Origin of the sequence: Erythrobacter sp. Alg231-14, from assembly GCF_900149685.1 — a bacterium.
In the GTDB taxonomy this organism is placed as follows: domain Bacteria; phylum Pseudomonadota; class Alphaproteobacteria; order Sphingomonadales; family Sphingomonadaceae; genus Erythrobacter.
The window spans coordinates 2135829-2157713 of sequence record NZ_LT702999.1; the positions used below are offsets into that span (position 1 = coordinate 2135829).

Sequence of the window (21885 nt, forward strand, 5' to 3'; positions counted from 1 at the left end):
AAGGATCGCGGCGGGATCAACCGTGCGTCTTTTCCCATTCGCGCAGCATGTGCTTTGCGATTTGGAGCTGCAGGATCTGCGTTGTGCCTTCGTAGATGCGGTAGATGCGGGCATCGCGATAGAACCGCTCTGCATCGTATTCCGCAAGGTAACCCGCACCGCCATAGACCTGAACGACGCGATCAACGACGCGCCCGCACATTTCAGAGGCAAAAACTTTAAACGCGGCCGCTTTGACGAGGATGTTCTCCCCGCGATCTGCGCGATCGGTGACGTCCTTCATCATCGCTTCGGCGGCGTAGATTTCGATCTCGCTGTCGGCCAACATCGCTTGGATCAATTGAAAATTGGCGATGGGTTCGCCGAATGCCTTGCGTTCGTTGGCGTATTGGATTGCGGAATTCAGAGCGCGTCGTGCGTATCCAGTGGCCGCTGCGCCGACTGAAATCCGACCATTGTCCAGGCTTTGCATCGCAAACCGGAACCCTTTGCCGGTTTCGCCGCCTAGTAACGCTTCGCCGGGGACCTTTACGTCATCCAACATGATGTCCGAAATGTGCGAACCGGACTGACCCATTTTCTTATCCGGCGACCCGGTTGAAACGCCGGGCGTATTCATTGGCACCAAAAAAGCGCTGACATGGGCATTTTTGGGCAAAGCCTCTTTGTCGGTCCGTGCCATGATCAACGCGACGTCGGCATGCGGCGCATTGGTGATGTAACGCTTTGTCCCGTTGATAATCCATCCATTGCCACTGGGATCAGGTACGGCAGTAGTCGCCATGGCGGCACTGTCGCTTCCGGAGCCCGGCTCGGTTAGCCCGAAACATGCGATCTTGCCTTCGGCCAATTTGGGATACCATTCGGCGCGCTGTTCTTCGGTTGCGCCGTTTTTCAATGCGCTGGCGAACATGCCGACATTGATGGAGAAAATGGAGCGATAGGCCGGCGCGGCGTTGCTCATCGTGTTCACCACACGCGCATATTGCGTCATGTTCAATCCGGCGCCGCCATATTCTTCGGGCACCGATAAACCAAAGAGGCCCATATCGCGCATTTCGTCGATAATCGCGGGCGGGATGGCATCGTTTTCGACCACTTCCGATTCGGCTGGGATCAAACGGGTTTGAACGTATCGTTCCAACTGTTCCGCGAATTGTTCGAAGGTTTCATCGTCCATGCCGGTGTTGCGGCCCTGTGATGGGGTGCTTTCCATGTTCATTCGGCGTCTCTTTCTGCGGAACCTTCTTCGGTCGCATCTTGACCAGATTCGGCTGTGGATGGATCGGTTGCATCAATGGGTGGCAACGCCCCCTCGGGCAATTGGCGTTCGTCCAACATTTCCGCAGCCTCTTCCAAGGCCGCCGCTTCGCCCTCGCTAACCGCGCCCGGCGCGCCGCCGCTCGATGGGTTGCAAGCCGACAGCGCAAAAACGCAGGTCAATAAGAATATAGGCGGGACCGCATCGGATGGTTTGATCATGATCTATTCCGCAGCCTCTTGAGCGGGGCCTTCTGAACCATCGCTTTCAGCCGACCGTGGCCCAGCGGCGTTCTCATCCTCAATCGGTTCTTCGACCACGCTGGCCAGCGCCTCATCCGCTGCGACTTCGACCGTTTCCGGCATCGCTTCGGTGGAGGCATCATCGCTGTTGCTGCACGCTGCGGCGGAGATCGCCGCGCCGCCCAAAACCGCCAATTTCGCAAATCGTATCATGCGGACTCCTCACCCTGACTTCGTGTTTGATGGGGTGTAGCTGGGCGAGATGGGTTAAGCCAAGCGCGAATTGATGGATCGAAACGGCACAGCCTTGATAGTACCGCCCAACGGCTGCGCGAATTGGGTTAAGCAGTTGGGCATGGTACAACTTCCTGCAAAAGCTCGCTCAACCATCGCCCGCGAATTCGCATCGAATATCGCCTTGCGTCTGGCCAATTCCCTTGATTGGGTTTTCCTCGCCTTCATTCTTGCATTGGCAATGGCTATCATTCCGATGAGCTCGGCACAGGCGCAGGGGAGTGCGCAAGGCGGGCCATTCGTTGTTGAGGAAACCGGGCGCAGTTACGGCAACCTTCAAGGCGCGGTTACGGCCATTGGCGATCGCCGCGGCACCATCGCAATTGCGCCGGGCACATACCGCCAATGCGCCGTCCAAACGGCGGGCGTCGTGATTTACGCCGCGCGTGAATACGGGACGGTTACGTTTGATCGCACCGCATGCGAAGGCAAGGCGGCTTTGGTTCTGCGCGGGCTGGGTGCCGAAGTGCGCGGGATCACCTTTGCCAACATTGCTGTTCCGGATGGCAATGGGGCGGGGATCCGGTTGGAGAAAGGGGCGCTTAACGTTGCCTATTCCACGTTCCTCAACAGCCAACAGGGCATTTTGACCGGCAACGACCCTTCCGGCCGGATTTACATTATGCGCTCGACTTTTAGCGGGCTTGGCACGTGTGAGAACTCCGCTGGCTGTGCGCATTCGCTGTATATCGGCAATTACGGGGAATTGACCGTCCGCGAAAGCCGCTTTGAACGAGGTCGCGGCGGTCACTATGTTAAAGCGCGCAGCGCCAACGTGGTGATCCAAGACAACAGTTTTGACGACGCCGCAGGCAGCGGCACGAATTACATGATCGACCTTCCCGCCGGTAGTCAGGGATCGATCGTCAGCAATTGGTTCATCCAAGGGCGCGATAAAGAAAACTATTCCGCGTTCATCGCCTTGGGTGCAGAAACCGTGCTGCATTCCTCTGATGGATTGGTCGTCACGGGTAACGAAGCGCGTTTTGTTCCGGGATTGCAGCGGTCGAGCGTTTTCCTTGCAGATTGGACAGGGTCGCGCGTGGCAATGTCCGGCAATTCTTTGGCGAGTGGTCTGATCGATTACGAGCGGCGGTAACTTGAACCGCTAAGGTTGAGGTTCGTCACCTGCTTGCATCAAGCGGATTTGTCTTGGTTTGGTTGGACCCAGAATTGCCTGTTGCGCAGCGTGCAGACCCAAGCTTCTTCTTTAAGCTTCGCTCGGGTCAAAGCCCGGCGCGTAGGAAACCACGCCGCTTGGCAATTCGCCTTCTAACAACAACGCCTGAAAGAACTCGGCCGGTGGGCCAGGATATTTGAGCTGTGGGTGATGTTCGAAACCAAAGCGCGGGTAGTAGACATTGCTGCCGAGCAGAATGATTCCTTTGGCCCCGGCCTGACGCATATCTGCGATGGCGCGCCGGATTAACGTGCCGCCTATGCCGCGATGGTGCAATTCAGGCCATACAGCGACTGGGCCCAATCCGTACCAACCGCGTGCCCCGTCGGTTATTGTTACCGGGCTGATCGCGATATGACCGACGATCCGTTTGCCATCCTCGGCCACCAAAGAGAATGTGAGATCTCCGTCATCACGCAGCCGGTCAATCACGTGTTGTTCGTCGCCATCGCTGAACGGCATTGGAGCAAAGGCCGCCTCCGTCAACGCATGGATCGTCGCTTCGTCGCCCACTGCTTCGGGGCGAAGGGTCACAGGGATTTCGGGGCCGCTCATGTTAGCAGATGCCCCGATCGATCGCGCTTGGTGGCCAAATAATGTTCGTTGTGAGGATTGTCGGGCAACTGATGTTGCACACGTTCACTCACAGTAATGCCGGCCGTGGTCAAAGCGTCGACCTTTGCCGGATTGTTGGTCATCAATCGGATTGTGTTGGCTCGCAACAAATCGAGCATTCGCGCCGCCACAGGGAAATCGCGCGCTTCGTCGGGCAGGCCCAATCGTTGGTTCGCATCGACCGTGTCGAACCCTTGATCCTGAAGCCGGTAGGCTCGCAATTTGTTGATCAGGCCAATCCCGCGTCCTTCCTGTCGAAGGTATAAGAGCGCGCCCCAACCGCCCGTCGTACGGGCGTGCTCTGCCATAGCGTGCAACGCGGCGTTCAATTGTGGGCCGCAATCGCATTTGAGGCTGCCCAAAATGTCGCCGGTTAGGCATTCGGAATGGACCCGGACCAATGGCGGTTTGTCGCCGCATTGATCCCCAATGATCAACGCCACATGTTCGCGCGTGTCGGCAGTGGACCGAAATGCGATGATCTCCGCATCCTCGCTGGCGGTGACCGGCAATCGCGCGCGGGTGACAATCCGAAGAGCGCCGGCATCAGTGTACTGGGAAAGGTCCGAGGCGGCGACTTCATGCGCTTCGCCCGCGTTGAGTGGATCGGCCAAGAATGCAGGCATGATGCCCGCAATCCGAGCAAATTCCATCGCAGCATGGGCGGTCTCTTCCCATGCAATCGGTTCGGCGCGAAAGGGCCCTTTCAACGGGTTGTTCAGATCCAAAGCGGGATCCGCAATCGGCACAGCGGCCCGCATATCAAATGGTTCGCCACCGCGGATCAAGACCGGTGCCTGAGGGATATCGGACGGTAAAGCGGCGTCGCGTTGGTTCGCCAATTTAAGCGTTGCGGCCCGCGCCGCAGAGATCAACATTTTGGGCGCGGTCGCATCGCTTGCAATCGCCGTTTCCACGGGAAGCAATGTTGGTCCGCCTTGAAAGGACAAAGGCCATCCATGGCGCAGCGCGTCGACCGCTTGCGCAGCCCGTCTAGAGGGTGAAATTCCGTTCAAATATCGAACTCAGTGATAAGGGGGATGTGATCGGATGGCTTTTCCCAGCTTCGCGCATCTTCGAGCAGGTCGTGCCGCACCGACTTAGCGGCGAGCTGTTTGCTGGCCCACATATGATCCAGCCGCCGTCCACGATCATTCTTTCGCCAATCGGGCGAGCGATACGACCACCAGCTAAAATAACGTTCAGGATCTTGGATGTGTTCGCGGCCAATATCGACCCAATCATGGGCGTCCTTAAACCGCTGCAATATCTCCACTTCCAACGGTGTGTGGCTTACAACTTTCAACAATTGTTTGTGGCTCCAAACGTCGCTTTCCAATGGGGCAATGTTGAAATCCCCCACGATCAACGTTTGTTTGTCCAACGTGTCCGCCCATTCGGTCATTCGGCCTAGAAAATCGATCTTTTGGCCAAATTTCGCGTTCACCTCGCGGTCGGGCACATCGCCGCCCGCAGGAACATAGACATTGTCGACGAACATATCTTTGCCCAACACTTGCACGCCGACATGGCGCGCTTCGCCGTTGGCCTGCCAATCATGGCGCGACACTTCTTGGATCGGGATGCGGCTAATGGTGGCGACACCGTGATACCCTTTTTGACCATGCACGGCCTGATGTTCATACCCCATTTCGGCAAACGCTTCGGCCGGAAACTTGCTTTCCTCGCATTTGATTTCCTGCAGGCACAAAATGTCAGGTGCATGTTCGGTCAGGTATTTTTCGACAATCGGCAGGCGCAAGCGGACCGAATTGATATTCCATGTGGCTACAGAGATCATGCGGGCTGATTTAGGGCGAAGTGATCAAACTTTCCACCTCTCACTTGTCTGAAATTCTGGCTCTGACCATGCGATCGCGATAGCGAAGCCTAAATATCTTTTTGAAAGAGACACCATGACAGCCAAGCGTATCGCCGCAACGTCCATTGCCACCGCCGCCTTGTGGCTGGCGGGTTGTTCTTCGACCGTCAATTATTACGGCGATCGACCATCCCAAGTTGATAACCCTTATTTGGGCACCACCGACGGGCCGCGTGCGCAAAACGTCATCCTATTCATAGGCGACGGGATGGGCATTTCAACGATCACCGCGGCGCGCATTTATGCCGGCCAAAAACAGGGCCAGACGGGGGAAGAATATGTCCTGCCGTTTGAGAATTTTGACAATGTTGCGCTGGTGAAAACCTACAATGTTAATGCGCAGGTCCCCGACAGCGCCGGAACCGCTACCGCAATGCATTCAGGGTCAAAAACCAATATCGGGATGTTGGGTGTCGGGGCGGCTGCCACGCGTGGTTCTTGTGCCGATGCTCTGGCCAACCCGCTGCCTTTGTTGGGCGAAGAGGTGAAGGAGCGCGGACTGGCGTTGGGCATTGTATCGACCGCGCGTATCACGCACGCCACCCCTGCCAGTGTGTACGCGCGCAGCGCCGATCGCAATTGGGAAGACAGCGCCGCTATCCCCGATGAGGAAGCCGCTTTGGGTTGCAGCGATATCGCCGCACAATTGGTCGCCGCAGATTGGGATGTGGCTCTTGGCGGGGGCGTAGCACCGTTTTTCGGAAGGGAACTGGGCGGTCGCCGCGAACAGGGCGATGCAAACCTTCCTGCCGATTGGGTCCGGCGCACTGGCGGCACATATGTCACGAACAACGCAGAATTGAATGCGGCGCCAATGGATGCCCCGGTTCTGGGCCTCTTCACGCCAAGCCACATGACCTTCACCGCCCAACGGGAAGAGGGTTCAACAGAGCCCACTTTGACCGATATGACGCAGCAGGCGATCGCGCGCCTATCATCCGACCCGGACGGGTTTTATCTCATGGTTGAAGCCGGGCGGATCGATCATGGCCACCATGCCGGACAAGCGGGCCTTGCCCTAGAAGATACGGTGGAATTCGCGCGCGCGATCCAATATGCGATCGACAACACCGATCCGTCCGAAACATTGATTATGGTGACGGCCGATCATAGCCACGTCTTCACCATTGCCGGATACCCCCGCCGCGGCAACGATATCTTGGGATTGGTGGTCCCCCCATCCGGCGATATAAGCAACACCGAAGAACCCACACCCGCCAATGATGGGCGGCCTTACACCACGCTTGGCTATGCAAATGGTCCGGGCTCTATTGCGGGAGAGGCAGAGCGACCCACGCCCGATACCGGGGTGGAGGCGCGGCAACAATCGACCGTGCCGCTCTATTCCGAAACACATGCGGGCGAAGACGTTGCCCTTTATGCGCAAGGTCCCGGTGCCGAAGAAGCCCGCGGCGTGATCGAGCAGAATGTAATTTACGACATTATTCGCAAGGCATTTGGCTGGGATTGATCAAACCGCTGTTCCGCGTTTCGGACGCTGAATTCACAGTCGCTTTGGGTGGCGCGTCGGTTCGTGCAGCAGAGCACAAAAAACCCCTACGCCGGGGGCGATGGCGCAGGGGTTCCATTTGAGCGTTCGTCACGCTTGTTGTGCAAGGTGGATCTACCGAATCGAGGGCAACAGGGGGGAAACCCTTCGATCCATCCGCCTTGTTGAGAATGATTAGCTGCAATCGGCTTTCACCTGTATGAACGCACCCCTAGTTTTGTCGCATTCTTACAACTAAACAGGGGTGAAGCGTTCACCTTGGTCGACGAGATGAGCGGCGCGGATCACGGAATCGAAATGTGCTGTCAGGCACGGCAACCCCGTACCGATGATTCGAGAGCCGCACCGTCGTGCGATAGTTTTGCGCATCAACGGCGACCCAATTCATCAATTGCAGTCCATCCGGCGCATTTGGGCTGCGGGCGAAGTTCATAATGATGCGGCCAAATTCTGGGCGGTTCGGATCGCGCACGTCTACGCTGACGATTGGTGATCCCTCGTTGGACAACAAAGTGCCAAATTGCCGCACATCGCGATCCGGATCCAACAAAGCGCCCAGCGGCGAATTGCTGATGGGCCAACGTTCAACCTGGTTCACTTCGTAGTCGATCAGGTACAATGATCGCCCGTTCGAAACGACCAGAAGATCGGCGTCTTGGCCGTAGTCAAAACGAATTTTCCCGGGACGTTTCAATGTCATAGTGCCAGCAACGCGATTGCCGGCGCGATCTGTTTGCGTGAAACTGGCGCGCATCGTCGCTATCCCGCGCAACGCAGAAACCGCGCGGGTCAAATCGGAAGATGGGCTTTGTGCATGAGCGGATGGGACCCATGCGATGCCTGATGGCGCAAAGGCTGGCATTGCATCGCCCGAAGCGTCTTGCGAACCCGAGGGAAGGGTCAAGCCAAGCGCAATCGTGCCGAAAGCGGCCATTGCCATAGAAACATGGCGGCCAGAGCGGCGAAGTTTTGTGATCATGTTCATGCTCGGCGGATTACGCGGCAAGCGTTGAACTGTCGATGAATTAAGCTGCGAATAGAGCCGGCCGGGCCAAAAAATTGGCCCCGGGAGAGATCTTACTTGATCTTGGCTTCTTTGAATTCGACGTGCTTTCTGGCGACCGGGTCGTACTTACGGAACACCATCTTCTCTGTGATGTTGCGCGGGTTTTTCTTGGTCGTGTAGTAAAAGCCCGTGCCCTCGGTCGAGACGAGCTTGATCTTGACGGTTGCGGGCTTCGCCATGACGGTTTCCTAAGATCCGGTGATGCCTCGCGAATCACTCGAGAGGCTAAAAAAATACAGGCGACGCCTCAGCATCGCCGTTTCAGGGCGCGCAATTGAGTGATCCGTGGACAAAAGTCAAGCTTCAATACCGCCTTGAAAGGCAGATTGACGCTCACCAATCCGACCGACTGACCTTCCCGCGCTTTGCCTTCACTTCGCCACGCGCTTTCTTGGACTTTAGCCGCTGGGTCTTACCAACCCGGTTTACGCGCGTTTTTGCGCGCCTCTTGGGTTGGCGATGAGCCGCTTCCAGCATCTCTTCCAGCTTCGCGCGGGCGGCTTGGCGATTCGATTCTTGTGTTCGGTGTTGCCGCGCAGTGATCAAAAGATCGCCCGCCGCCGTCAATTTGGACCCGGCCAGGTCGCGCAGCCGCACAAACACCGGAGGCGGCAGGCGCAAAGCGTATATGTTGACCCGCAATTGAACTTCGGTCGCGACTTTGTTGGCGTTCTGCCCACCCGGACCAGACCCGGCAAGAAAACTCTCTTGTGCCAGCGCGTGCGCGCGATCGAGCAGATCGTTATCCATCATTCTCCGCCGTGGAGTCAGTCGCTGGGGTGCGTTCGGGCGGAGCCGGTGGCTCTGGAGCGGTCAACCCAGCGCGCACGAAGTCTTCGGGAAACGGGGCATAGGCAGTGATGGTCGGTTTGCCCTCCCTCCCGATAGCGATCGCTTCTGCATGCAACATTGTGCGCGGTGCGCCTTTGTTCTGACCTCGAACAGGGCCATAGACGGGATCACCCAGCAACGGTGCGCCCAACCCTTGCAATGCGTGGACCCGCAATTGGTGTGTGCGCCCGGTTTCCGGACGGAACCGGATGAGCGATCGTTTCTTGCCGCCGTCTTGATCGCCGATCACTTGCAACACTTCCCAGTGGGAAACTGCCGGCTTGCCCTTCTTGGCGGCAATCATCCGCCATCCTTTTTCCGCCGAGCTAATCTTGGATAAAGACAGCGCGATAGTGCCCGATTGCTCGGTCGGCTCAAAATCAATGATCGCGAGGTAAGTTTTGCCGACAAGACGATCTTCAAATGCCTTGTTGAACCGTTTCAAGGCCTTGGGATTGCGGGCCATCAAAAGGCAACCGCTGGTGTCGGTATCAAGGCGGTGAACTGCGACAGGAGGTCGTTGAAAGCCGAGCTTTAGTTGTTCGATATGATCAAACAAAGCGGGCCCACCGCGTTTGGGCCGGTCGACCGGTAGACCGGCGGGTTTGTTGATGACCAACGCTTCGCCGTCTTCAAACAGGATGGGAATGTTCATGCAATATGTCCTTTGTGCCCGGGCATCTGCGCATCGGCGGTAAGGCGCTGCGCAATCATATCAGGGTCGCTGAAAAGAGCCCGCGCACGGCATTGCCGAGCTGAAAGCCGTTGGAAAGATCATCGAGTGTCAATTCCGCCTCGCGGGCCTGACCTTTCTCGATCAAGAATTCGCGCAACACTCCCGGTAACAAACCTAGGGATGCGGGCGGGGTGAGCAAAACACCATCGCGCTCAACAAAAATGTTGGTGAAACTGCCTTCGGTGACCAACCCATCGTGTCGAACCAAGATCGCCTCCGCCGCGCCCAAGGATTTCGCTGCTTTCAACGCATCTTCATAAAAACCACGATCCGATGTCTTATGGGCCAATCGCCAATCGGATGGATCCAATGGGTTGGGAAGCGCGGCAACCTGTGTTGGTGACGTGGCTGCGCCATCGGATTGTCCGGGCGGGGTTTCGGGCATGGGGTCGGGCATGGATTCGGGCAGCGGCCCTGTTTCCAAAGCGGTTGCGCCACCGCGCGCGAGAAGAAGGCGCAGTTTCGCCGGCGCCTCAAGCTCAAAACACAGCGCTTGGATCTGATTGCGCGTGGCGTGCCGGTCGAATTGAAAGCCCAATTGGGCGGCGCTCTTTTTGATTCGCGCCAAATGCAGTTCAAGCATCCCGATGCCGATTTCGGGATCGAACGCCATCGTTTCGATCAAGTCAAAAGCCGGGGCGACATGATCGGGAGAAGATCGCCGGATAAAGCCAGCCTTGACCTCACATTCGCGGCGTTCGTCTTGCGGGTCGCTATCGGCAACAATGGCTGAGCCCACGCCCAATATTGCATTGCCTTGTCCATTCTCGATGGGGGTAAGGCGTAATGTCCGGATGGCCACGTTGAATGCTGCGGTGCCATCGGCGCTGATCCGGCCGATCGCCCCGCAATATGGCCCACGAGCATCGCGCTCAACCTGTTGGATCAACTCCATCGCCCTAATCTTGGGCGCGCCCGTGATCGAACCGCATGGGAACATGGCCCTGATCAAATCCATGGCGCCCTTGTCTGGCGTCAATTTCGCCCGGACGCTGGACACCATTTGGTGCACGGTTGGATAGCTTTCGATTGCGAACGGCGCATCAACTTGGACGCTGCCTGGTTCCGCGACCCGCGACAGATCGTTGCGCATCAGATCAACGATCATCAAATTTTCGGCTTTGTCTTTGACGCTGTTGGCCAAGTCTTGCGCCAAGGCCGCATCGGTGGCGGGATCTGCGCTGCGCGGGCGCGTCCCCTTCATCGGTTTCACCTTTGCCGCACCGTCATCAAGCGCGACAAACAACTCAGGCGAAAAGCTCAAAAGCCAATGCGTCCCGTCAAAGACCATACCGCCATAGCCTGCGCTCGCCGATGTGCGCAGCGCCCTATAAAGCGCGATTTCGTCGCCCTGATACGATCCGGCTAATGGGTAGGTGAGGTTGGCTTGATAAATATCGCCCGCGTGAATGGCCTCTTGCAAGGTTGCAAAAGCGGCTTCGTAGCCGCCGGGTGACAATTGCCCGGTCAATGGGCCGATATTGGCTGTGCCGTCACCGCGCGCGGATAGCCAACCGGGAACATCTCGCGCAGCAATGCGCGTTGGGGCATCAAACAGGCCAAGCCAGACCAGTGGGCCGTTCGCGCCACTGCGAATATCGGCCAAATTTTCCAATTTCGGTTCCAACGCAAGACCTGCTTCATAGGCGATGTAGCCTGCCAATTCGCCGCCTTTTGCCGCCCGCGCAGCATCCGCCGCCGCCAATGTTTCCGCCACATCGTTTGCGCGATGCGCGACAAAGACTTCGATGGGCGCTTCGTAATACAGCGCATCAGCGGCCCCATCCGCGTGCACGGCGCCTTCACCGGCGCTGTGATCGCGCGCGTCGTCCAGCAAAACGAATGGTAGCGATGGAGCAGTCTGACCCATAAATGTCGCCTTAGCCCATTCCGGCTTCAAGTCGAGAGCTTGACCGCTCCGCCTCGGCTCTGCACACCGTAAAAGCATAAATACAGCAGGGACACGAGCACCATAATGAGCGATATTTTTCTGGGTCTTGGCGGGAATGGCGAAAACCAAAGCTTGGCGTTGAGCCGCGCCAACCGCCACGGTTTGATTGCTGGTGCAACCGGGACGGGTAAAACCGTGACGTTGCAAGGATTGGCCGAGAGCTTTTCCGCCAACGGCGTGCCGGTGTTTGTCGCCGATGTGAAAGGCGATTTGTCTGGTATTGCGATGCCCGGGTCTCCCAAGTTCAAGCACGCCGATAAATTGGAAGGGCGCGCCCAAGAATTGGGCATGGATGATTACGCCTATTCCGATAATCCCGTCGTTTTCTGGGATTTGTTCGGCGAACAAGGGCACCCAATCCGCACCACGATCAGCGAAATGGGCCCGCTTTTGTTGGCGCGCCTTCTTGATCTTAACGACACGCAGGAAGGCGTGTTGCAGATTGTGTTCAAGCATGCCGATGAAAACGGTTTGTTGTTGCTGGATTTCGGCGATCTGCAATCAATGCTGCAATGGGCCTACGAAAACTCTAAGGAGTTGTCGGGTGTTTACGGAAACGTCTCAAAGCAATCGGTTGGCGCGATCCAACGCCAATTGTTGAGCTTCGAAGCCCAAGGCGCCGATCATTTCTTTGGTGAACCAGCCTTGGAAATCGACGATTTCCTTAAAGTTGATGAGCAAGGGCGCGGTTACGTCAATGTCTTGGCCGCCGACACTTTGATGCGCAGCCCCAAATTGTACGCGACGTTCCTTTTGTGGCTGTTGGCGGAGCTGTTTGAAAGCCTCCCCGAAGTGGGCGACCCGGAAAAGCCGAGCCTCGTGTTTTTCTTCGACGAAGCACACCTGCTGTTTGATGACGCGCCCAAGGCGTTGCAGCAAAAAATCGAGCAGGTGGTGCGCCTTATCCGGTCAAAAGGCGTGGGTGTGTTCTTCGTGACGCAAAACCCAATTGACATTCCCGAAGAAGTCGCAGGCCAATTGGGGAACCGGGTTCAACACGCATTGCGCGCGTTCACGAAACGCGATCAACGTGCGATCAAGGCGGCCGCCGAAACGTTCCGTATCAACGAAGACATGGACACAGAAGAGGTTATCACCGAATTGAAAGTTGGTGAGGCGCTGGTGTCCACGTTGGACGAAGAAGGCGCGCCAACAATTGTTCAACGGACATTGATCAAACCTCCGCGTTCGCGCCTAGGCCCGCTGACGAAAAAGGAACGAGCGATCATCCAATCGGTGAGCCCGTTTGAAGGCAAATATGACGAGGCCGTTGATCGGGAAAGCGCGGAAGAAGTGCTGCTCGCCAAATCCCAAGATGCCGCTGACACCGCTCAGGAAGTGGAAGAAAAAGGCGAAGAAGAAGTGCGCAAGCGCCCGCGCAAGACGAAATCTATGTGGGAAAAGGCGATTTCGCGCGGAACGAAAGTGGCCGCTGGCGGAATGGCCGGAGCTGCCGCCGCCGCTGTGTTGGGTAAGAAATCACGTTCCAACCCGGTGAAATCGGGCATCACATCGGCGGCCGGGTCAATTGCGACTGATCTGGCGGGGCCGATCGCTGGTAGGTTTGTGCGCAATTTGATCGGCGGCCTAATGCGGTGATTGGCGCTTTCGCACTTGCCAATTAGAGCGGCAGTCGGAGCTCCGCTCTAAGCCCTACGTCTAAGTTGCTGAGAACCAATGCGCCGCCATGTTGTTGAGCGATGGCGCGCGCTAGGGCGAGGCCCAATCCGGCGCCACCGGTTGCGCGATTGCGTGATGCTTCGCCGCGCGTGAACGGCTGCATCATGTCAGATAGACGCTCTGGTGGAATGCCGGGGCCTTTATCGTCGATGCGCAATACGGCGTGACCATTGTCTTCAAAAACGCTTATGCGGGCCTCATCGCCGTATCGCACTGCGTTGGAGACGAGATTGCGCAACGCACGCTTTGCCCAAGTTTCTTGGACCCGTGCGACGATCCGTTCCTCGGTTGGATCTGATGCAGTCACGGGTTCGCCCAAATCCTCAAATTCTTCGACCACGCTCATGGCAAGGGCCTGCATGTCGACCGGTTCCATCACCACGCCGTCATCAGGCCGGATCGCGTGACCAATTCGGGCCAAAGCCAAAATATCATCCAGTGTCGCGGTGATGTCTTCGATGCTGGCCGCCATTTTCGTGCGTTGTGCATCGTCAGTGACGCTCTCAATCCGCACCCGCAATGCGGCCAATGGGGTTTTGAGATCGTGGCCAATCGCGCCCAACATCACGTCTTTTTCATCCAACATCGACGCGATGCGCGTTTCCATCGCGTTGTGCGCAGCGATCAATCGCCGTGTGTCCGCGGGGCCGCTTTCCTCCAACCGAACGACGCGATCGGGTTGCCGCGAAAAATCGCTGACCCTTTCCGTTAATGCGGCAAGTGGGCGCGTGATGCGACGCAAGACGAGAAACAAGATGACGATCAAGAACCCAAACATGACCAGCGTTTGGAACAACAAAACGCCAAAGGCCGCGCGCGGTGCGCGTGGTTCGATGACGCGCGATGTTTCCCATGACCCACCCGGCTCACGCTGGATCGCGGCAACGTACAACCGGCGGGCTTTCCATTCGGTGCGCAGGCGAAACCGGGGCCGGTTCTCGGCAAATTGGATCAATTGTGGGTCATCACCTGCGCGGCGGATGGCAAAGGTCACGGCGCGCGGCTCTATGCCTTCGCCGGCCAATAGCTCCTGCAATCTTTGTGTGCGGGCATCGGCTTGCAAAGCTTCGGTGGCACCGATGGGATTGTCGGGCGTTACGATATAGCGGAGCGGACGCGGCAGAGCGCCGAGCGCCGGTTGATTGGCTCCTATCTCGTCGCCGTTTCTTTGGTTGCGCCTTTCGGCCCTGCGTTCATCGCGTCTGCGGCCTTGGCCGCGTCGTTGGCCTCGATCTCGGATTGCTTGTTCACGCTGTCTCGCCGCGTCGGCGCGTCGCTCTTCGCGTTCGCCCCCATTGATAATCTGAAAGGCAGCCTGCGTGATGATTGCCGCTTCACGTCTTTCCTCACCCGCTCGGTACAACAGCACAAAGGAAACCACCTGCGCGACCATCAATGCCAGCGCGACACTGATCATGACTTGGCCCAGAAGGCTGGAGGGGAGCAGGCGTTTGATCATTTATCGGCCGTCGCCCGGCGCAGGCGCGACGCGCTTTACTGTTGCGGCAAACCGATACCCGCCGCCGCGAACGGTTTGAATGAATTGCGGGTTGCGGGTGTCGGCTTCGATCTTGCGGCGCAGGCGGCTGATCTGATTGTCGACCGCTCGATCGAACAAATGGGCGGTGCGGCCCTGAACCAGGTCGAGCAAACGATCCCGGTCAAGAACGGCCCTAGGGCTATCCAAGAAGGCACGCAGCAATCGGAATTCTGCGGTTGAAATCGGAATGATGACACCCTCTGGATCGGTCAATCTGCGTTTCAACGGATCCAGCAGCCATCCTTCAAAATCGTAATGCCAATCTTGCGTGGCGGATTGCGGTTGAGCGCCGCGTGACACTCGGCGCAAGACAGTGCGGATCCGGGCCACAAGTTCACGCGGTTCGAACGGCTTAACAATGTAATCATCTGCGCCCAATTCAAGCCCGACAATTCGATCGGTTGGTTCGCCGCGCGCGGTGAGAAATATGACCGGCAGTTGGCGTGTTTCTACCAAGTGACGGCACAGTGAAAGGCCATCTTCGCCCGGCATCATGATGTCGAGCAGGACGATATCGGGCGTCATTTCATTGAGAGCCGATCGGGCGGATGCGGCGCTTTCGCTTTGAGTCACAACAAACCCTTGGCCCGTCAGATATTCGGCCAATGGCTCGCGCAAGGTTGGTTCGTCATCGACCAATAGGATCTGGGTTGGGGCTGAGTTATCCATTCGATGTGCTCATAATGTCGCCATGAAAGGAACTGGCCCGGTTCGCAACCCATCGGGAGCGTCCGGGCCAGAGTTTATGCGGCGTGTGGGAATGGAGGAGCGGCTGAGTCGTGCCTTCCCAATTTTCTAATCCCATCACACCGCGGGAGAGATATCGGTCGTTCGACCGATGATTATTGCTGACCGCGTTCGGGACGGTTTTGTCCGCGCCGTTCCTGACGTTCTGCACGCCTTGCATCGCGCGCTGCTTCGCGCTCCTCGGCTGTGATTGTGCCGGAACCATCGGCATCGATCCGTGCAAAGCGCGCCTCGATTGCAGCGTCAAATTCCGCTTGTGTTACCACGCGATCTTGATTGGTGTCGGCTTGGCGGAGCATGCGCATGCCGCGGTTCCGATCGCCGCCGCGGCGTTGTCCACGCTCGGCGCCGCGTTGTCCGCGCCGCATCTCTCCGCGCTCACCACGTTGTCCGCGACGCTCTGCGCGTGCTTCACGTGCTGCCATCATCTCGGCTTCTGATAGGCCACCACTGCCGTCGGTGTCGGCGCGTTCAAACATCGCCGCTTGGCGTTCGCTACGGCGTTCGGCGCGTTCAGCTTGGCGGGCTTCGCGAGCGGCGTTCATTTCCTCTGGGGTGACTTCGCCATTTCCGTCGGTGTCCGTTTCGGCAAAGCGTTGCGCCCGGCGGGCACTGCGGTCTTCGGTGGAGATTTGGCCGTCCGCATTGGCGTCCATTCTTTCGAAGCGCTCGGCGGCTTTCGTCTTAGCTTCTTCAAGCGATACAACGCCATCGCCATTGGTATCCGAACCGGCAAAGCCGCCGCCATGATGTTTCGCAACGGCGATACCTGCGCCGCCAATGCCAAGAGCAAGAGCCGCGGCCGAAAGAGTGAGTGTAAGTTTACGCATAAGGGGTCCTATCCATCTGTTCTCAATATTGATGAGTTGCGGCAAGACACCGCTCGGCTGCGCCATAAAGGCGCGGCCATGGCTACGGCGGTCAACAGGCAAGCGATGGGGCCAAAGCGCGCCAAATTTGCAAACCGCTGCGTCAGGGGAGGGCGCCAATGGCGGGCCTCACCGCAACTCACAATTGCCGTTCTAGGGGGTGAGTGTCGCAGAATTATCCCGAAATGCGCTCTTTGTGTCGCGCTTTGTATCAGGCGCACCGGCCCGTTCATCCAAGCGACATTTTGTCGCTTGGCGGTTCATCACCGCGCAAGAAAACAGGTGCTTACCCGGTATTAGCGTGGCCGGTGTTGGGTGCCCTCGCCGGCTGTGATGAAGATCGCGGTTGCGTGTGTTTCGACATCGGCGATGTGCCATACCCCCGGATCATTGATCGCATATTCCCCTGCAACCAATCGTGTTTGCGATCGGGTGCCGTCGGGGGTTTCTTGGGTAAGGACCATCGCGCCCTCAGTGCAGATCACGACTTCTGAACCGTTGGGATGCATTTCCCAACTGTCCCACCCTTCGGTGAAGGTGTGTTGAGATACCAATCGCCCTTCGGCGCCGTCTGAGCCGTGGCGTGCGCCGTATCCCGCGTACCATTCCATCCCTGAAAATGGTGGTTGGGGGACAGCGGTCGCCCCCAACCCCAAATGGATGAACGCATCGGCAAGTTTTTGCGCCGTCATTGTGCCGGTTGAACCATGCAAAAGACGTTCAATTTGTTGCCGTCGGGATCGCGAAAATACCCAGCGTAAAAACCATCATCGCCGCGCGGACCGGGTGCGCCTTCGTCGCTGCCGCCCTGGGCGATTGCGGTGTCATAGATCGCTTGGACTTTGTCTGGGCTATCCACCTGAAGGGCAACCATCGTTCCGTTGCCGACGCTGGCGGGTTGTTCATCAAAAGGCTTTGTTGCAGCGACACCCGCCGCCCCGCCCATTTCGCCCCATGCGATAAAGGTTTCAAATTCCATCATACGGCCCACGCCGAAATGTTTGGCGATGGCATCGTAAAACGCCGCCGCGCGCGGCAAATCATTGGTGCCCAAAGTCACATAGCCGATCATATCGATTCTCCCCTCGTGCTGTCTGTGTCGAGATCGCGAAATGCGACTCGAAGAATGAGAACATTACTAGAACATCAATCGCGGCGCAATCGTCCCTAAAGCGCAGCGGTTTCCCGCTCCACCCAAGCTAGATCATCACCAGAAAGCTGTGGCGCGATCAGCGCGCGTACCTTTTCGTGATACGCATTGAGCCACGCTATCTCGCTTTCTGTCAGCAGACTTTTGTCGATAAGACGACGATCAATCGGCACAAAGGTGAGCGGTTCAAAGCCCAAATAGCGACCCTCTGCACCCCCAATGTCCTTCTCAATTGTCAGAACGAGATTTTCGATCCGAATGCCAAAGGCGTCGGGCTTGTAATAGCCCGGCTCGTTCGAACAGATCATGCCGGCCAGCAATTCTTGGCCTGTGCCAGCTTGCCCGCCGCTTGGTTTGGCGATCCGTTGCGGTCCCTCGTGCACGCCCAGGAAACTGCCGACGCCGTGGCCGGTCCCGTGCGCGTAATCCACCCCGGCTTCCCACAAATATTGTCGCGCAAGCGCGTCGATTTGACCGCCATTGGTCCCTTGGGGGAACACGACGCGATCGATTTGAATGTGCCCTTTTAACACGCGCGTGAAGCGATCGCGCATTTCGGTGGTGGGTTTACTGCCATCGGGCGTATCGATCCATACGGTGCGGGTGATGTCGGTCGTGCCCGCTGGATATTGGCCACCGGAATCGACTAGATAGATCGATCCGGGTGGAATGGTGATGTTGCTGTCTTCATCGACCCGGTAATGCGGCAAGGCGGCATGGCCCGCGGCGGCAGAGATCGTGTCGAAACTGGTGTCGCGCAAATCGCCATGTTCGCGGCGGAATCCCTCTAGCTTTGCAGCGGCGGTCAATTCGTCGATTTCGCCAGCCGGTGCAGTCACTTCAAGCCAGCGCAAGAAACGCGACACGGCTGCCCCATCTCGAGCCTGAGCATCGCGGTGGCCCGCCACTTCGGCTGGGTTCTTGACCGCTTTGGCAAGGATGGTGGGATCTTGGCGGAAGGTGAAATTGGCACCCCCAGCCCGCAATGCCTGAGCAATACCGACCACTCCAAAATCGGGATCGATGCTGACGTGTTTGCCAGACAGTTCACCCAACGCACCTTGAAACTCATCGCGCGCTCGTACGGTAATTGCATTGCCCAAATGCTTGGTCAGCTCCGGCGTGACCTTTTCCGGCGCGATGAACAATTCAGCGCGGCCATCCTTGTGGGCGATGACATAGGATAGTGCGACCGGCGTGTGCGCAACATCGCCGCCGCGAATGTTCAACAGCCACGCAATAGAATCGAGGGCCGGGACTACGACAGCGTCGAGCCCTTCCTCGCTCAACCAATCGGCAACATCGGCGCGTTTCTCCGCCGATGAACGCCCGGCCAGGTCTTCGGTATGCACAATCGCTTGGGCGTCAGACGGTGCAGGTTGATCGGACCAGACGGCGTCAATCGGGTTGTTTTCGGCCGGGACCATCGCGATACCTGACGGTTCAACCGCCTTTTCTAAAGCCGCGACCCAGTTCCATGTGTGGAGCCATGGGTCATACGCAATCTTTGCTCCTTCTTCGCTGACGTCTTTTAGCCAATCGCCAAGGCTGTCACCGGGGATGCTGCGATATTCAAAGAGGTTTTCGTTTACCTGGTCGCGCACTTGAACCGTGTAGCGACCATCAACGAAAATCGCCGCACGATCCAATGTGACTGCTGCAAAACCAGCCGATCCACCAAATCCGGTTAGCCAGCTCAACCTTTGCGCGTATTCGCCGACATATTCGCTCATATGTTCGTCGGAGATCGGGATCACAAACCCATTGAGATCGCGCCGCTTCAATTCTTCGCGCAACGCTTTCAAACGGGCTTCGTGGGTTTGCATCAACATTTGGTCATTTCCCGGTTAGTTTCGATGCGGAGCTTGCCGCATGACTATGAGTCTCTAATAACTGACCATATAGGCCGATTGGCCGCCGCTTTCCAGCGGAGCTTGCCCTCGCAAAGGAACCACCCGGCATGTCGAATTCTAGACTCACTCTTCTTACATGTGCGGGCGCTTTTGTGGCGCTTATGACCAGCGCAGTTTCCGCCGACACTCATGAGGACACAACCAGCGTGACAGCAACACCTCCCACCGTTTCCCCGCCAATCGCTGAAAAGCGCGAACACACGTACACTCATCACGGGATCACCATCTCTGATCCCTACGAATGGCTGTACGACAAATCCTATCCCGAGATCGATGACGAAGACGTGCTGGATTATGTCCGCGCCGAGAATGCCTATTTCGAGGCGCAGATGGAGCCGCAGGGCGCTCTGACTGAGGCGTTGTTCACCGAAATGCGCGGACGGATCAAAGAAGACGATTCCACCGTACCTCAACGGATGGGTGAGTATCTGTATTGGTTCGAGTTTGAAGAGGGCGCGCAATATCGCAAACATTATCGCAAAGGGCTGGATGAGGGCGCAGAAGCCACTTTGATTCTGGACGAAAATGTGTTGGCAGAAGGCCACGAATATTTCCGCCTTGGTGCCTTATCAATAAGCCAGAATGGCCGGCTCATGGCCTATTCCACCGACACCAGCGGAGCAGAGCGTTACACCGCGCGGATCATGGATTTCGAGACAGGCGAGTTGCTTGCCGATGAAATCCCCAACCTCCGCAGTAGCTTAACATGGGTCGCGAATGATACGGCGTTGGTTTACGGCCCGTCGAGCGAGAATTGGCGCACATTGGAAGCAAAACTCCATGTGATTGGCACACCGGTCTCTGAAGATGTGGTCCTGTATAAAGAGGACGATGAAAGCTTTGGCGTGGGCGCGGGACTTTCGGCTCAGGAAGATTATTTGATCATCGCGACCGGCGACAATGAAACCAGCGAAGTGCGCTTTGTTTCTGCCGATGATCCGACCGCCCCGCTGACTTTGATCAAACCGCGTCAAACAGGCGTGGAATACAGCGTGGATATTCGCGAGGGCGATATGTTCGTCTGGACCAATGACGATCACATCAATTTTCGCCTCGCCAAAGCGTCTCTGGAAACGCCGGGATCATGGGAAACCGTGATTGCGGGATCGGATGAATTCTATCTCACCGATTTTGAATTGTTCGAAGGGTTCTTCGTCACCGAAGGGCGTTTGAACGGCCTCGATCAGGTTCAGATCCGCCAATATGACGCGCCCCTCTCCGCTCAGCCTATTGCCTTTCCAGAGGCGAGCTATGATGCGGGTCTGTCAAACAACCCGGAATATGATCAAACCGTGCTGAGACTTTCGTATGAAAGCATGGTCACGCCCGACTCGGTCTATGATTATGATGTAGCTGCGGCTTCGCTGGAATTGTTGAAGCAACAAGAAATCCCCAGCGGCTATGACGCATCGCTGTACGAAACACAGCGGGTGGAGATCGAAGCGCGCGATGGCACGATGGTGCCGGTCAGCGTGGTGATGCGCAAAGACCGTGCTGAGATTTTGGCCGCACAAGGGATCGAAGGGCCGGGGCCGCTGCACCTCTACGCTTATGGCGCCTATGGCTATGCCGTCCCGCCTGGCTTTTCTACCACGCGGCTTTCGTTGGTTGATCGCGGCTTTGCCTATGCCATTGCGCATATTCGCGGCGGTGATGATTTGGGTCGTCGCTGGTATCTCCAGGGCAAGATGTTTGAGCGGACCAACACGTTCAACGATTTCGTTGACGCCGGGCGCGGTTTGATCGCGCAGGGTTTCACCGCAGAAGGCATGGTCACGGCCAGCGGCGGTTCGGCTGGCGGGGAATTGATGGGCGCGATCGTCAATCAAGACCCATCGCAATATGGCGCAATCGTAAGCCATGTGCCGTTTGTCGATGTGCTCAACACCATGTTGAACGCGGAATTGCCGCTGACGCCGGGTGAATGGCAAGAATGGGGCAACCCGATCGAGAGCAAAGAGGCGTTCGCCTACATCCTCTCCTATTCCCCATACGACCAAGTCAGCGCGCAGGATTACCCACCGATGATGGTTACGGCGGGCCTCAACGACCCACGCGTTACCTATTGGGAGCCGGCCAAATGGGTGGCACTTCTGCGCGATATGAAAACCGACGACAATGTGTTGGTGATGAAGACCAATATGGGTGCCGGGCACGGGGGACAATCGGGCCGATGGAATTCCTTGCGCGAAACGGCGGAGGAGTTTGCCTTTATCCTGTGGCAAATGGGGATGAGTGAGCATGCCGAGTGAATGCTCGCATAGCAACCAGTTTTGTCGTCTGCTTAAGCGCAGTAGCAGTCGCCCTGATGTGGATTGTCGGCGATGAGATGGCTTTCGTTCTTGCGGGGCCGGTAGCTATTTTGGGGACCATGCTAGCGGTATTTGGGGTTTTGAAATTTCGCCTCTGGTGGATGAT

Annotated in this window: 21 protein-coding genes; 4 read left to right on the forward strand and 17 right to left on the reverse strand. The window is 57.3% G+C overall.

The annotated features are described in order from the left end of the window. Nucleotides 1-16 precede the first annotated feature (16 nt). From BQ8290_RS10215 to BQ8290_RS10225, 3 genes are read right to left on the reverse strand one after another with little or no spacing between them, the layout of a single operon-like run. Complete coding sequence (locus BQ8290_RS10215) at nt 17-1222, reverse strand: acyl-CoA dehydrogenase family protein (RefSeq protein ID WP_337661305.1); 1206 nt, start codon at nt 1220-1222, stop codon at nt 17-19. Continuing rightward, nucleotides 1219-1482: a hypothetical protein gene (locus tag BQ8290_RS10220; protein ID WP_108789869.1), complete on the reverse strand. Its 264-nt coding sequence runs from the start codon at nt 1480-1482 to the stop codon at nt 1219-1221. The genes BQ8290_RS10215 and BQ8290_RS10220 overlap by 4 nt, the downstream gene beginning before the upstream one ends. A 3-nt stretch (nt 1483-1485) precedes the next feature. Beyond that, nucleotides 1486-1716, reverse strand: coding sequence for a hypothetical protein (locus tag BQ8290_RS10225; protein ID WP_108789871.1), 231 nt, complete (start codon nt 1714-1716; stop codon nt 1486-1488). A gap of 262 nt (nt 1717-1978) precedes the next feature. Here BQ8290_RS10225 and BQ8290_RS10230 point away from each other — a divergent pair, with 262 nt between their 5' ends. After that, complete coding sequence (locus BQ8290_RS10230; protein WP_443112339.1) at nt 1979-2896, forward strand: right-handed parallel beta-helix repeat-containing protein; 918 nt, start codon at nt 1979-1981, stop codon at nt 2894-2896. 111 nt (nt 2897-3007) lie between these two features. Here BQ8290_RS10230 and BQ8290_RS10235 read toward each other — a convergent pair whose 3' ends face one another. The 3 genes from BQ8290_RS10235 to xth are packed head-to-tail and all read right to left on the reverse strand — an operon-like array spanning nt 3008 to nt 5393. Then, on the reverse strand, nt 3008-3532 hold the full coding sequence (locus BQ8290_RS10235) for a GNAT family N-acetyltransferase (RefSeq protein WP_108789875.1): 525 nt from the start codon (nt 3530-3532) through the stop codon (nt 3008-3010). Next, on the reverse strand, nt 3529-4608 hold the full coding sequence (ribA, locus tag BQ8290_RS10240) for a GTP cyclohydrolase II (protein WP_443112318.1): 1080 nt from the start codon (nt 4606-4608) through the stop codon (nt 3529-3531). Before ribA ends, BQ8290_RS10235 begins: the two co-directional genes overlap by 4 nt. Then, on the reverse strand, nt 4605-5393 hold the full coding sequence (gene xth, locus BQ8290_RS10245) for an exodeoxyribonuclease III (RefSeq protein WP_108789877.1): 789 nt from the start codon (nt 5391-5393) through the stop codon (nt 4605-4607). Before xth ends, ribA begins: the two co-directional genes overlap by 4 nt. A gap of 115 nt (nt 5394-5508) precedes the next feature. Between xth and BQ8290_RS10250 the strand changes: the two genes are divergently transcribed. After that, on the forward strand, nt 5509-6945 hold the full coding sequence (locus BQ8290_RS10250) for an alkaline phosphatase (protein WP_108789879.1): 1437 nt from the start codon (nt 5509-5511) through the stop codon (nt 6943-6945). 292 nt (nt 6946-7237) lie between these two features. On the opposite strand, the gene BQ8290_RS10255 is transcribed toward BQ8290_RS10250, so the two are convergent. From BQ8290_RS10255 to pabB, 5 genes are all read right to left on the reverse strand, one after another. After that, nucleotides 7238-7963 carry a LolA family protein gene (locus BQ8290_RS10255; RefSeq protein WP_443112319.1) on the reverse strand — a complete coding sequence of 242 codons (726 nt, stop codon included), beginning with the start codon at nt 7961-7963 and terminating at the stop codon, nt 7238-7240. A 98-nt stretch (nt 7964-8061) separates the two neighbouring features. Continuing rightward, a complete protein-coding gene (rpmG, locus tag BQ8290_RS10260; protein ID WP_108789883.1) occupies nt 8062-8229 on the reverse strand; it encodes a 50S ribosomal protein L33 in 168 nt (55 codons plus the stop codon). 154 nt (nt 8230-8383) lie between these two features. Continuing rightward, on the reverse strand, nt 8384-8800 hold the full coding sequence (gene arfB, locus BQ8290_RS10265; RefSeq protein WP_108789885.1) for an alternative ribosome rescue aminoacyl-tRNA hydrolase ArfB: 417 nt from the start codon (nt 8798-8800) through the stop codon (nt 8384-8386). Beyond that, the gene (locus BQ8290_RS10270) at nt 8793-9536 is read right to left on the reverse strand and encodes a pseudouridine synthase (RefSeq protein WP_108789887.1); all 744 of its coding nucleotides are present in this window, start codon (nt 9534-9536) and stop codon (nt 8793-8795) included. Before BQ8290_RS10270 ends, arfB begins: the two co-directional genes overlap by 8 nt. A 55-nt stretch (nt 9537-9591) precedes the next feature. After that, nucleotides 9592-11487: an aminodeoxychorismate synthase component I gene (gene pabB, locus BQ8290_RS10275; protein ID WP_108789889.1), complete on the reverse strand. Its 1896-nt coding sequence runs from the start codon at nt 11485-11487 to the stop codon at nt 9592-9594. 105 nt (nt 11488-11592) lie between these two features. Between pabB and BQ8290_RS10280 the strand changes: the two genes are divergently transcribed. After that, nucleotides 11593-13167, forward strand: a complete 1575-nt coding sequence (locus tag BQ8290_RS10280; RefSeq protein ID WP_108789891.1) for a helicase HerA-like domain-containing protein — start codon at nt 11593-11595, stop codon at nt 13165-13167. Between the two features lie 22 nt (nt 13168-13189). Here the strand turns inward: BQ8290_RS10280 and BQ8290_RS10285 are convergent, their stop codons facing one another. The 6 genes from BQ8290_RS10285 to BQ8290_RS10310 form a co-directional block, all read right to left on the reverse strand. Further along, entirely contained in the window at nt 13190-14707 is a 1518-nt protein-coding gene (locus BQ8290_RS10285; protein ID WP_108789893.1) for an ATP-binding protein, read from the reverse strand. Further along, on the reverse strand, nt 14708-15457 hold the full coding sequence (locus BQ8290_RS10290) for a response regulator (RefSeq protein ID WP_108789895.1): 750 nt from the start codon (nt 15455-15457) through the stop codon (nt 14708-14710). It lies immediately after the preceding gene. Between the two features lie 173 nt (nt 15458-15630). Beyond that, a complete protein-coding gene (locus BQ8290_RS10295) occupies nt 15631-16365 on the reverse strand; it encodes a hypothetical protein (protein WP_108792273.1) in 735 nt (244 codons plus the stop codon). Between the two features lie 335 nt (nt 16366-16700). Next, nucleotides 16701-17096 (reverse strand): cupin, encoded by a 396-nt coding sequence (locus BQ8290_RS10300; RefSeq protein WP_108789897.1) that lies wholly within the window; start codon nt 17094-17096, stop codon nt 16701-16703. After that, nucleotides 17093-17476 (reverse strand): VOC family protein, encoded by a 384-nt coding sequence (locus BQ8290_RS10305; RefSeq protein ID WP_108789899.1) that lies wholly within the window; start codon nt 17474-17476, stop codon nt 17093-17095. Before BQ8290_RS10305 ends, BQ8290_RS10300 begins: the two co-directional genes overlap by 4 nt. A gap of 95 nt (nt 17477-17571) precedes the next feature. Next, on the reverse strand, nt 17572-19386 hold the full coding sequence (locus tag BQ8290_RS10310) for a M24 family metallopeptidase (protein ID WP_108789902.1): 1815 nt from the start codon (nt 19384-19386) through the stop codon (nt 17572-17574). 128 nt (nt 19387-19514) lie between these two features. Here BQ8290_RS10310 and BQ8290_RS10315 point away from each other — a divergent pair, with 128 nt between their 5' ends. Then, entirely contained in the window at nt 19515-21719 is a 2205-nt protein-coding gene (locus tag BQ8290_RS10315; protein ID WP_108789904.1) for a S9 family peptidase, read from the forward strand. Nucleotides 21720-21885: the final 166 nt, after the last annotated feature.